The sequence below is a fragment of the Oscillatoria sp. CS-180 genome (genome assembly GCF_028330965.1).
Taxonomy (GTDB): Bacteria; Cyanobacteriota; Cyanobacteriia; order Phormidesmidales; family Phormidesmidaceae; genus Halomicronema.
The window spans coordinates 66,878-79,776 of record NZ_JAQMUB010000025.1 but is presented as its reverse complement, the minus strand read 5'-3'; the positions used below and the strand labels follow the sequence as shown (position 1 = coordinate 79,776).

The 12,899-nt window shown below is 50.2% G+C and carries 9 protein-coding genes; 4 read left to right on the top strand and 5 right to left on the bottom strand.

Annotation, left to right across the window (positions count from 1 at the left end):
* Positions 1 to 137: 137 nt before the first annotated feature.
* Positions 138 to 578 (bottom strand): hypothetical protein, encoded by a 441-nt coding sequence (locus PN498_RS04655; protein ID WP_442951399.1) that lies wholly within the window; start codon positions 576 to 578, stop codon positions 138 to 140.
* 65 nt (positions 579 to 643) lie between these two features.
* Entirely contained in the window at positions 644 to 1,564 is a 921-nt protein-coding gene (locus tag PN498_RS04650) for a shikimate dehydrogenase (protein ID WP_442951398.1), read from the bottom strand.
* A 196-nt stretch (positions 1,565 to 1,760) separates the two neighbouring features.
* On the opposite strand from PN498_RS04650, the gene PN498_RS04645 reads away from it, so the two are divergent.
* Positions 1,761 to 3,278, top strand: coding sequence for a hypothetical protein (locus tag PN498_RS04645; RefSeq protein ID WP_272061526.1), 1,518 nt, complete (start codon positions 1,761 to 1,763; stop codon positions 3,276 to 3,278).
* A 104-nt stretch (positions 3,279 to 3,382) separates the two neighbouring features.
* The gene (locus tag PN498_RS04640; RefSeq protein ID WP_272061525.1) at positions 3,383 to 4,222 is read left to right on the top strand and encodes a Uma2 family endonuclease; all 840 of its coding nucleotides are present in this window, start codon (positions 3,383 to 3,385) and stop codon (positions 4,220 to 4,222) included.
* A gap of 424 nt (positions 4,223 to 4,646) precedes the next feature.
* Here the strand turns inward: PN498_RS04640 and PN498_RS04635 are convergent, their stop codons facing one another.
* Together PN498_RS04635 and PN498_RS04630 are read right to left on the bottom strand one after the other, a co-directional pair.
* The gene (locus tag PN498_RS04635; RefSeq protein ID WP_272061524.1) at positions 4,647 to 6,089 is read right to left on the bottom strand and encodes a M48 family metallopeptidase; all 1,443 of its coding nucleotides are present in this window, start codon (positions 6,087 to 6,089) and stop codon (positions 4,647 to 4,649) included.
* Positions 6,090 to 6,191: 102 nt separating this feature from the next.
* Entirely contained in the window at positions 6,192 to 7,646 is a 1,455-nt protein-coding gene (locus PN498_RS04630) for a hypothetical protein (protein ID WP_272061523.1), read from the bottom strand.
* A 228-nt stretch (positions 7,647 to 7,874) separates the two neighbouring features.
* Between PN498_RS04630 and PN498_RS04625 the strand changes: the two genes are divergently transcribed.
* Together PN498_RS04625 and PN498_RS04620 are read left to right on the top strand one after the other, a co-directional pair.
* The gene (locus PN498_RS04625) at positions 7,875 to 9,005 is read left to right on the top strand and encodes a leucine-rich repeat domain-containing protein (protein ID WP_272061522.1); all 1,131 of its coding nucleotides are present in this window, start codon (positions 7,875 to 7,877) and stop codon (positions 9,003 to 9,005) included.
* A complete protein-coding gene (locus PN498_RS04620; protein WP_272061521.1) occupies positions 9,002 to 11,983 on the top strand; it encodes a CHAT domain-containing protein in 2,982 nt (993 codons plus the stop codon). The genes PN498_RS04625 and PN498_RS04620 overlap by 4 nt, the downstream gene beginning before the upstream one ends.
* A 32-nt stretch (positions 11,984 to 12,015) precedes the next feature.
* On the opposite strand, the gene fabI is transcribed toward PN498_RS04620, so the two are convergent.
* A complete protein-coding gene (gene fabI / locus PN498_RS04615; RefSeq protein WP_272061519.1) occupies positions 12,016 to 12,792 on the bottom strand; it encodes an enoyl-ACP reductase FabI in 777 nt (258 codons plus the stop codon).
* Positions 12,793 to 12,899 lie beyond the last annotated feature (107 nt).

The following is a 12,899-nucleotide window of genomic DNA, read 5'->3' as shown; positions in this document are numbered from 1 at the left end:
ACAACCCTAAGGTCGGCCATCGGCAAACACACGCTTAAAAAGCTTCCCCCAAAATAGCCTTAAAGGGATTACCACTGCCATCTCAGACGACAAAGCTTATGGGTCCGGGCAAGACCTCAGAAGCGATGGCGATCGCGCTAACGCCGCACACGGCCAGTAAATCCTGAAGCCTTAAACTGCTCTAGTTTCAATGGTTCAGGTTGATTCGCCGCAACCGAGATTCGCAGTTCAAACGGACTTTCACCAGGCGGCACTTCGTCGATTGAACCTAACCGTGTTCGATTCATCATGGCAGGATTATTGTTCGCATCATAGATCCGCCCGAACACGTCGGCATTCAGCACAGGTTTACCAGACGTGTTTACCGCTGTTCCCCGAACCAGGTAACAGTTCGCCTTCTGCAATGACCCCGGTGCCACAATTCCCTCTGAAAGTTCCTCTGGACAAGCAGAGTAGCTCAAATCCTTAAGCTGTATCTGGGTCATGGCATTCGCAGCAGGCATCATCACCCATGACAACACAAACAAACAGACCACTAAGCCAGTGAAGACAGCAGCCCGTAATCCAGTTCTCATCATAGAGATTCCTCTACTTAAACGTTAGATTGCCATGCATCAGCGTATCGTGAAAAAGGGGTTTGCAGCTAAGCGGGATTGAGTTGAGCCTTGAGAGTCTGACGCATGATTTCGATAGGGGGCGTTTGCTGAGTCCAAATCTCTAGGGCTGCGGCTCCCTGCTGCACCAGCATTTCCGTTCCGTCCCAAGTCTGCAAGCCCGCCTGAGCCGCTAACTTGAGAAACTGAGTCGGACTCGGCGTATAGATCAAATCGTAAGCGATCGCTCCCGCAGGCATCAGCGCCAACTGCATTGATGTCACTGGCGCAGCTTCGGTATGGGGATACATTCCCAATGGCGTCGTGTTCACGAGCAGTGTCGTTTCGGGCAAAAGAGCATTGATGTCTGCCATCAAGCCGGTCTGAATCGTTGGCTGAAGCGGTGAGTCTTGCCAACTTTCGGCAAACCACTGCAATTTATCTGCACTCCGCCCCACGACCCACAAGTCTGCACACCCCAGCATCATGCAGCCTGCAATCACGGCCCGCGCGGCCCCGCCATTGCCTAAAACCACCACACGCGCTTGGCTCCAATCCTGATGACTTGACTTCAGCGGCGCGATAAATCCAGTGACATCCGTGTTGGTCCCTTGCCATCCTTGCTCTACCCGCCAAACGGTATTCACTGCCCCAACGGCTTTGCCGACATCCGTGATTTGGGCAAGATGGGACATCACAGCCTGCTTGTGGGGAATCGTGACGTTGAACCCCTGGATTCCCAAAGACCATAGCCCGGCGATCGCAGCTTCCACCGCCTCTGGTTCAACAGAAAACGGGACATAGACCCCGTTAATCCCTAATGCTGCCAAAGCAGCATTCTGCATGGGTGGCGACAGCGAATGCTCAACCGGATGCCCAATGATGCCTAATACCTGAGTTGCTCCGTTCAAAGACATGCCCGCCATACCTTTATCCTGTTCGTCACTATTGCCATCATCCCGCGAAATCAAAATATTCAGATCGCATTGGTGTAATCTCGTCCTCTATGCTTATGGCAAGTGACCTTTTGGTTGGGAAAGACTTACGCATAGCTCCCCTAATCCCCAAATTTGGGAGGACGTTGACTTCAGCTGCCCCTACGTTTAGGGATTAAAGGGGCCAAAGCTGGAGTCAACTGCGAAGTCCTGTTTGGTTTGGATCAGGGACATGGCACACCGTTTTCCGCGCTGGCTAGTTGGCATTTACACGTCACCCTGGGCGGCGATCGCAATCTTCGCTGTCTTGGGATTCATTGCCACGCTTCATCACACCTTATGGCGCGATGAAATGAACGTCTGGCTGGTAGTGCGGGACAGCCCCTCCTTTGCTGCACTCATCGAAAACATCCACTATGATCGCGCCCATCCCGGTCTCTGGCATCTGGCCGTTGCTGCACTGCATAGCCTGTTCAAAGCACCTGTGGCGATGCAGCTCTTCCATTGGCTATTGGGGGTCAGTAGCCTCGTTTTGTTCTGGCGCTACAGCCCCTTCTCTCAACTACAAAAGTGGTTATTTACCTTTGGTTACCTGCCCTTTTATGAATACTTGTTGATTGCCCGAAATTATGCGCTCGGCATGTTTTTACTATTTGCCCTCTGTACGCTATGGCCGACTCGCCGTCGTGCCTATTGGCCCATTGCAGGGTTGATTGCGCTGCTCGCCAACAGTCATGTATATGCTCTATGGATTGCGATCGCCCTTAGCCTCACGTTGGCGTTCGAAATTCTGTTCGACACTAAGCTGCGCCGCAACTGGTTAGACCTCCTCGGCAGTGGCCTACTCATTCTCTTGGGCTGTGCTGTTTCGCTATATTTCATCTTGCCGCCCAGCGATGTCGCCAATTCGGCCTTGGGAGAAACTTTTTTTTATTTTGATCTTGATCGTCTGATGAGGACGATAGGGCGCTTTTTTGCGGGCTACTACACGGTGATTCCCAATAGCAAACGGACCATAGACGTCACAGTTTGCGCGCTGATTGCGATCGCCGCTTGTCTTCTCACGCTGCTACGGTTGATCAAAAAGCCCTATGCCCTTACTTTCTATGGATTAGCGAATAGCTTGATCTTGGGCTTCACCTATGTTCAATTCATGCCCAGATTTATCCGTCACTTTGGCAACCTTTATCTTGTTTTGCTGGCAGCGCTGTGGCTAGCGCCATCCTACTCAACATCGACAGCTCTCACCCGGCGTCTACCCTCATTAGAAAAGTGGGAGATCCATTCGCAGCGCTGGTTTCGCTACATGATTCTCACGACCTTACTCTTTCACTTAGGGGGTGGACTCTATCGGTTCTCCGCAGATCTCGCTGTGCCGAATTCGGCAGGACGAGCAGCGGCAGCCTACATCCGCAAGGCGGGATTGCAGAATGAATTCATTGTCGGTAGTCGCGATGCGGAAATGGCTCCCCTCAGCGGTTACTTGGGGCGATCGCTCTATTACCCAGAACGTCAGGCTTTAGGGAGCTACACGCTGTTCTTCAAAGGCGATCGTCAAGATGTAGACCAAGGTGAAGTTCTCCGCCAGGTCACCCGTCTATTGAGCGAACATCCCAGAATTCTGCTGGTTCTCTCCGATGAGCTAGCAGTGTCTGCACCGGAGTTAATCATCGAGTCGCTTGCGTCTTTTGAGCGATCGCAGAACGAGCAGTATTACTTGTACTGGGTGAAGGCGACGGCTAACGGATAGAGCAATTGAGGCGGGGTGGGGGCGATCGTCAGAAAGCCTTGGAAAATCCTTGTCTCCGTGGCTGCTTTGCTAAGCTAAAGACATAATGACACCGGTTGCAATCCATGACTGTCCCTGCGACTGACCTGACTGAAACGCCTACTCAGCAAACAGTATCAGACGCTGTGACCTGTCCGCCTTGCGATCTTGCCAGTGACGAACCGCCCTTGGAAACCTATCAGCATCTGCAACAACTCCTGCTGCTCATAAAGTGTCTAGACTGGCTTTGGAAAGACCGAACAGACTACTTTGCAGCTGGCAACTTGACTATTTATTACAGTGCTCGCAAGCTCAAGTCAGAGGACTTTCGAGGACCCGATTTCTTTGTTGTTCTCAATACTGAAAAGCGCCCCCGTAAGAGTTGGACCGTTTGGGAAGAAGAGGGCAGATACCCCAACGTCATTGTGGAATTGCTGTCCTCTTCGACCGCAAAGACGGATCGGGGTTTAAAAAAGCAAATCTACCAAGACATCTTCCGCACGCCAGACTACTTCTGGTTTGATCCTCACAGCTTTGAATTTGAGGGCTTTCATCTAGTTGAGGGACGCTATCAATCTCTTCCAACGACGGAAGAGGGCTGGCGCTGGAGCGAACAGCTGGGTTTGTATCTAGGAGTCCATCAAGAGCAACTGCGATTTTTCACGCCCGATGGCAATCTTGTGCCCACTCCTGAAGAAGATGCCGAAGCCGAACGGCAACGAACTGAGGCTGAGCGTCAGAACGTGGAAACAGAAAGACAGCGAGCTGAGGCTGAACGGCAGCGAGCCGAGGCTGAACGGCAGCGAGCCGAGGCTGAGCAGCAACGGGCCGAAGCTGAACGGCAGCAAACCGAAATAGAACGACAGCGCAGTGAGAAACTAGCGGCCAAACTGAGAGAGCTAGGATTTGATCCAGATACCCTTTAGGATAGTTCGCCTCAATCTCCTACTTGTAATTCTCGACGCAAGCTAGAGTTGCTGCTCAACAATGGGCATCTGAGACGCCCTGTTACTCCCTCCTGCACCCACGGCCTTGCATCCAGGACTTACGCAAACAGGCTATGTCATAGCTTTAGCCATCTAGGCTGGTGCCCCCAGTAGTCTCCAGGTTCTCGTATGAAGTCCGTTTAGATAATTGCCATCTTAGGGCTGCAATATATCGCGTCTTTACACGATCATGACTTTTCTAATGATGGGTGATCAAATGGACCTGATATCAGCTTATAGCTCGATGACTCGCCGTCTTGTCTTGACGGAACTGGCGACGGCTATAAACCTTGGAGTTTAGCGTCAGGTTAGTGCCAGCCGACCCTACCTGTCCATCGTCTGCGTAAGTCCACCTTCGTTCTCGTTAGGCTAGCTTGTTTCGAATAGCTTCGTGCTGATCAACCCCTTCCAGCGCATAGCGATTATAGCCGTTTTGCTGGATCAATTCTTCTAAATACTGAACCCGTGAGGCAGATGCAGGGTGGCTGGAAAGATATTCTGGCTGATTAGATTGCACATTCGCGTTCAACGTTGCCATAAAGTTACGAAGACCATCGGCAGCGTATCCAGAAGCCGCTAAGGCACGGGTTCCTAGAATATCTGACTGACGCTCGTGCTGACGGCTATATTCCAGACTAATCAGGTTCGCGAAAATATCTCCGTAGGGAATTTGGTCACCCAGTTGAGACAAAATATCGTTTTTGCTGATTCTTTGCATACCGTGAGACAGAACAGCATGAGCGACCTCATGCCCCATCAAGCCTGCTAATTCAGCCTGAGAGTTGGCAGCGAGAATCGCCCCTGTATGGACGAAGATTTTTCCGCCAGGTAAGGCAAACGCATTGATGCTCGGTTCATTAATGACAAAAAACTCATAGTCAAAGTCGCGCCCCATGAGTTGAGCAACGCCCAGACCTAACTGAGTGATGTAGTCCACAACCTCAGGATCTTCTACAAGCTTGCCTTGCTGCCGATAGTCTTCCTTGATCTGTCCCGCCAGTTCTGCCCCTAGTGCAGACTCATCTTGAAAAATTCGAGCGACCCGCTCATAGGTGTCTACAGCTGCATCCGTCGAGGACCACGGTGCATTTCCCGTCAAAATGCCAATACCGATGCTAACGCCAGTTTCCGCAATGTTTTGGTTTCTTTGATTGTTGAGAAAGGTATCTAGCTCACTTTGAGCGCGGGAACGAAACTCACCTGCTAGGGGATTATCCAAGTTCAGGATGGCGAACGATCGCGCCGCAATAGATGCCTCCAAATGTTGCCCATCGTTTGCTAATGCATTCACCTGGGCCATCACAATATCTGAAGAGTAAGGGTGAACCGTTGCTGCTTGTTCCAGCACATTAAGCGCATCGCCACCTCGATCTTCTTCCTGCAAAATTTCAGCAAGCTGCAAAGGCGCAACAATAAAACCAGGCTCTGAAGCAATCAGCTGCTCCAAAGCAACGATCGCACCACTGGTCTGATTGTCTGCGATTGATCGCTGAGCAGCGTTCCAATAGGCCAGATCAGCAGAATCTAAAGCCTCCGCCTCATAAATCGGTTCAATGACTTGAGAGACTGAACCAGCGGCAAATTCTGGCTTCAGCTCACGATAGAGTTCCTCTGCTGAGGCAATGTCGCCTTGCCGATACAGCTGGTCTGCTTCTACAAAAGCGGATGATCGGCTGCCCGCCTGAGCAAGCTCTACCGGGGACTGCAACGCATGGGTTCTCGTGAGTGGTGTCGACAGGCTACTGCCCAGAAGACACATCACCATACCCAGTACAACGAACAAACCGTATCTTAATCGTTTAGTCATAAGAGTTTCCTAATCCGTAAGAACAACACCTTATTCCTGCGTTAGCTGAACAACACACTCAGCAACTAGATTTGTTCCAGATCTTCAAACAGTCAAACTGTATTACGGACACCTCAATAGATAATTCCACAGCGTCGTGTCTATGGTTGGACTACCCGTAACAATGACCTCCAAACTTCCTGAGCGACCTGATATTGGAATCGTGAGGGCGTCGTTACCCGAAATAAAGCCCGTATCTAAAATCTGTCTGCCTTCGTGAAGAATCTGGAGGCGATCTGGAGCATCAAACATCTCATATTCCAGCTTGATCTCTCCCTGGCTAGCGCTCATTTGAACAATACGGCGATCGCCCTCCTGCCCACCACTAGCCTGCTCTCGGTTGCAGAATGCAATAGGGATGCCAGATGTCGTGTCAATCCCCAGTTCTTCCTGACAGGCCGAGACCTTCAACCTATCCGCTGAGTTGGATGCAAAAGCACATAGAACTTCCATATCCACTGAGGTCAAAGCTTCTTGGCGATCAAACGTTGTGACTTCCCCCGTTGAGTTTGAGTAGGTATAGCGCTGACCTTGAGCCACTAACACAGGCGAGGTCTGACCCAAATTTGAAACATTGATGGCCCCCTTGATGACATCGACCTGAACTTCTGACCCGACATCGCGGGTCTGTACCAGAATTTCATCACTTCCTTGAGCCATGACAACATCGTCGGGGGCGGGCACGATGATGACATCATCGGGACGAGCAATACGGACCGAGCAGTTGCTGCCTGTCGTCTGGGCAATCAGTGCTGGAATCTGGTCACCTATGTTTGCCCCCGTGCCCGCTACAGCAGGGGAGGGGCCTTCATCACAAGCGAGCCATGCTTCGAGTTGTTCTTCGTTGGTCCACCAGCGCCCCGTAGAGGTTGCTTCACAGCCTGCACCACCCGCCGCTTCACACTGCTCAATGGCCTCTACGCAAGGGTCGCCTGTCGTTGATGTCGCAAAGCCTATTGCTCCACCACTTCCAGTCGCACTGCAATAGGACACCAATCGCAGAGGCGTGATTTGTTTCGTTGCTAAGGCTACCAATTCAGAGAAGGACTGAGCACTCTGCGATCGCCCATACGTGACAGACAACCCTTCTTCACAACCACGACTCTCATTCTGAGCTAGTCCCCACCCGATGAAGGCGTTCCCGCCCTGAATTTCGCAGGGAAAGTAGTAGATAGCAGCGTCGGGATGAGAATTCGTTTGAATATAAAAATTGAGGTCTTCCTGCTCAGCTGACAAAAATCGCAGCATCGCCCGCGCATTGTTGGGCGGCACTGTGAGTAACGAATCGTTGAACTTTTGGATAATGGAACCGATCTGGATCGCTTCACGCCGTTGATTACGACGAATGAGCAATTCACTGCTGTTGCCCAAAAGATCGTCAACTCGCGCTTGCTCGGGAACCTCTGCAATAGCCGGCGAACTCACAAAAACGGCTGTCAAACCAACAGCGATCGCTCGACCCGCTTGCCCAAAAACAGATTTGGAAGTTTGGCTGAATAAACTCATATTCGTATTCATAGGTGGCTCTACACCATCAGTTCTATTTCAAGCACGTCAAGCGAAATCCGCTGAAGTCATCAAGCCCGTAAGAACTTGTTACAGGTTTTCCTGACAGCGAAGCTCAAATTCAGTAATATCACTGCTAATTTGCTTTTACTAAAACCGAGAAAAATTGCTTTGGCAAGGTCGTTTAACTGAAGTTAATTTACAGTAAGCTTCAATACAGCACTGGCTTGAGGCAAAAGAGTGTTCGCAAAAAGGAACTTGCCGTCGCTCTTGATAGGGTTGGTCGCAGGTCTGTCGGCAGTTGGATGGCCCGCAATCGGACCAGGACAAGCTCAATCGCCTAAATCCTTTCTTGACATTTGCCAAAGTCGAGATCGCCTTTCACCCGCTGCGCGTCATACTCTTGAAGTCCTACTGGAGACATTGCAAGAAACAGACTGCGAGACTGTCAACAGTCTTGTGTTGTCTTCAGACAACTTGACGCTCAACAATTCACGGATCGAGGACATCAGCATCCTGGCATCTCTCATGCATTTGACTGAGCTTTATCTAGGCGACAATCAAATTACGGAGATTGCAGCCCTCAGCGAGTTAACAAACCTCACAGTTCTCTCGCTGGACGGCAATGAACTTTCAGACATCACACCGCTCAATCAGTTGGTCAATTTACAAGCGTTATACCTCAACCGCAACAACATCACTGACCTAACCGCTTTGTCATCCTTGAGCCAACTGCAAGAGCTTCACTTAAGCCACAATGCCATTCAAAATTTGCAGGCGTTAGCCAGCTTAGACAACTTGGAATATCTCTATTTGTCGAACAATCAGATCGCAGACCTATCACCCCTTTCAGAGTCACTCAATTTATCAGTGTTAGAGCTAGATCAGAACCAATTATCTCGCCTAGATGGAATCAGCAATTTACAGAATCTGACAATTTTACGGCTTGATTCCAACGTAGTTTCCAGCATTCAACCGCTGGCCAATCTAGCTAATTTAATCGAACTTGATATCGACAACAATCCCATTTTGGAGAGCGATCGCCTACCCATTGAACACATCATCAATCTACGACGAGTACAGCGCAAGCATGTGTGTCCAAACTGCAATTTTGCTGGACTTGATCTAAACACAGCTGATTTAATTGGCGTCAATCTAAGGGGAGCCGATCTCTCAGGAACTAATCTACAAAATTCGGATCTAGTAGGCGCTAATTTAGAAGCCGCCAATCTTAGTAATGCAGATTTAAGCGGTGCCGATCTGTCTAATGCAAATTTGCTCAATGCTGTTCTAGAAGGAACCCGTTTAGACAATACCAATCTCTGTGAAGCCCTTTTGCCAGATGGTGGCGTTGGATCCTGCATGCCATGAAACAACTTTGCGCGATCGCTTTCTCCTGTAGTCTTCTTCTGGTCCGCTCGTCAGTTCTTTCAGCGAGTTCTCCAGTACCTAAAAGCTTTCTGGAGTGGTGTACTCAATCAGAAGAATTCTCGCCTGAGGCTTTGCATACAGTCAAGACATTGCTTGACATTGCTGGAACACAAGATTGTCAAGCCGCCAGCGATATTCTTGCAGAAACAACTCAATTAGATCTCACTAATCGACAGATTATAGATTTGAGTCCTTTAGCGTCACTGACTCAATTAACCATTTTATATGCGGGCCAGAATCAGATTAGTGATATTAATCCACTTACTGACTTAGTCAACCTAACAGAGCTACATTTACCAAACAATACCATCACAGATATCAGTCCGATTGCTCAGCTTAGCCGCTTAGATACCCTGTATCTTGACAATAACGAAATTCAAGACATTAGCGCGGTATCAGACCTGCGATCGCTCACAGTTCTCTACGCCAACAATAATCGGATTCAATCGCTCGATTCCGTTACGAACCTGACTCACTTAACTCAACTCTTTGTGGCTCATAATCAAATTAGCAATCTCACTCCTCTGACTGACCTGGAACGGCTTGCGTATTTAAATGTTGGTCACAATCGAGTTGCTGACGTTGATGGGCTATCGACCTTACCTGAACTTGTTGAACTTGACATTAGTGATAATCAAATTACCCAGGTCAATGCACTGGCTAACCTCCAAAATCTTAATCAGCTTGACCTCAGAAATAATCCTCTGATGACCCAAGCCTGTCCCGTCTTTCCAGCCACGATTTGCATTTTCAGCGACGCCGCTGCTGATCTTTATCAAGCAGGAGAAGCGCAACTTGAGCAAGGTGATTTCAACTTAGCGCTGAACACCTTTCAAGACGCCTTAGAGGTGTATCAAGCAACGGGAGATCGCCTGCGGGAAAGCGATGCATTGGATCGACTAGGCAATGTCTACGATGCTCAAGGAGAATACGCCAATTCACTTGATCACTATCAGCAAGCAGCGGTGATTCGTGAACAGGTGGGCGATCGCCAAGGGGAAAGTGAGACCTTAACCAATTTAGGCATCACCTATATTCGTCTCGGTCAAAACGAAAAGGCTATTGAACTGCTTGAGCAGGCGATTGATATGCATCGCGAACTTGTGCCCAGAGATCGCAGTTGGCTGCGCCAAACACCTCAAGAAGAAAACATTCTCAGTGGTCTGGCACTGGTCTATAGCCAGCAGGAGAATCATGCTCAGGCACTCCGGTTTGCCAAGCTGAGTCTAGCGGGCTATCGGCAAAACAATGACACGTCGGGCGAGGCGATCGCACTCGTTCGCGTGGGTACCGCTTACCTTAAGCTAGGTGACATCAACAAAGCACGACTCTACTTAACTCAGGCACTACAGCTGAGTGAGGCGATTGATGATCAGCCGAGCATTGCTGGCAGTCTTAAAGCGCTGGGCGACTTGTCAGTCGCGACAGGAGACACTGCGATCGCCTTAAATCAGTATCAGCAAGCCTTGGATGCTTACACGCTGGATAATCCTGCGGGTGCTGGCAAGACGTTGAACGCAATGGGTAAACTGCTACTGGAGACGGAACAACCCCAAGCGGCTAGCGAGGCGCTGGCTAAAACTGTGACTTTGTGGGAATCCCTCAGACCAGGACTGACAGACGAAAACAAAATTTCCATTGCGGAGACTCAAGCAGAAACCTATCAGCTGTTGCAGCGATCGCTGATTGAACTAGAGAATATTGCAGCGGGTCTCGAAGTGTCCGAACGGGGACGGGCCAGAGCCTTTACTGAACTTCTGGTCCATCGCCTATCGTTGAGAGGGCAGGCTGCTCCTACAGAGAGTCTTGACCCACCCAACATACAAGCAATTCGCCAGATTGCTCAAGAGCAGCAGGCTACTCTCGTTGAATATTCTCAGGTGGGCGATGATTTGTATATTTGGGTTGTCTCTCCAGAGGGCGAATTGCAGTTTGCACGTCAGTCTTTAATCGGCAAACCAATTGCTGACTGGGTCACTGAATTTCGTCAAGCGCTGGTTATCCCAGGCAGGGGATTAGGCGTCGAAGTCGTTGGTGAGCAGCAGCGGGAGATTGCTCCAGCGACCAACAATCTCAATCAGCTACATGAATTACTAATCGCGCCCATTGCCGATTTTTTGCCGACTGACCCCGATGCCACCGTTGTTATCATTCCTCAGGGCGACTTGTTTCTGGTGCCCTTTCCGGCGTTGATCGACAACAGTGGAACTGTGCTGATTGAGAAGCATCCCCTACTGTTTGCGCCTGCTATTAATTTATTGGCAATTAACTCGACCCTGGAGGAACCGCTGCGTATCGGCAGCGACCCCGCCGTCGTGGTTGGCAATCCGGTAATGCCCAAAGATCCCACCAGTGGGCTGCCGCTTTCTCCGCTAGTGGGTGCTGAGCTAGAGGCACTTGAAGTAGCCGCTATCTTGAACACAGAACCGCTGACCCGTGAGGCTGCAACAAAATCGGCTGTGGTCAATGAAATGTCTGACGCCAAAATCATTCATTTAGCCACTCATGGCTTACTCGATGACTTTGGAACTGGTATCCCCGGCATTTTAGCTTTTGCTCCGACAGCAGGAGATTCCGGTTATTTGACAGCCGCCGAAATCTTAGACATGACGCTCACCGCACAGCTGGCGGTACTCAGCGCTTGCGACACCGCTCAAGGCCATATCACAGGGGATGGCGTTATTGGCTTATCGCGATCGCTCCTCACAGCCGGCGTCGATAGCGTCGTCGTCACGTTGTGGTCAATTCCAGATGACGCAACCGCCATCTTGATGGGAGAGTTTTACCGGGAGTTGCAAGAGACCCCTAATCGAGCGATCGCCCTCCGCAACGCCATGCTAACCACTCGCCAAAACCCTGACCATGCCCATCCTTACAAATGGGCTGCCTTCAGCCTCTACGGCCACACAGGCAAATAGTGAAATTGGATAGAGGCGCTACTATCGCAGCCCTACATGCCCATAATGTTGTATCCAGAATCCACGTACAAAATCTGCCCTGTAATACCGCTGGACAAATCGCTACACAAAAACGCCGTTGCTTTCCCGACTTCTTCTTGCGTCACCGTACGACGCAGAGGAGCCATCTCTTCAACATGGTGAATCATATCGAGAATGCCGCCCACTGCCGAGGAAGCCAGCGTTCGAATAGGTCCCGCAGAGATGCCATTGACACGGATATTGCTACTGCCCAACTCTGAGGCCAGATAGCGGACGTTCATCTCAAGAGCAGCTTTTGCAATACCCATCACGTTGTAGTTCGGAATAACTCGCACGCCGCCTAGATACGTTAACGTGACGATGCTGCCGCCCTCGGTCATCAAGGGTTTAGCAGCCTTAGACAAACTGAGCAGAGAATAAGCACTAATATCTAGAGCCAGCTGAAACCCCTCCCTAGAGGTCGCGCTGAAGTCTCCCGTTAAGTCGTCGCGATTGGCAAAAGCAAGACAGTGCACCAGAATATCTAACTTGCCCCACTTCTCTTTCACAGCATCAAACGTTGCTGTCACTTGCTCGTCATTTTGGACATTGCAAGGTAGGAACAGTGAAGGACTCAAAGGTTCCACCAAGTCTTTCACTTTCCTTTCGTGCTTGCCTTTCTCGTCCGGGAGATAGGTAATTCCCAAGTCTGCTCCAGCCGCATGCAGCTGCTGAGCAATGCCCCAAGCAATGGAGCGATTGTTGGCAATTCCAGTGACAAGGGCATGTTTTCCAGTGAGATCCAGCATGGTATTTCCATAATGAGCCAACTAGGAGAATACTCAAAACTGGGGACATCTGGATAGTCCCTGATCCAAAAAGCAATCAATGAGCCGCATCACCTCGAAGCGATTAG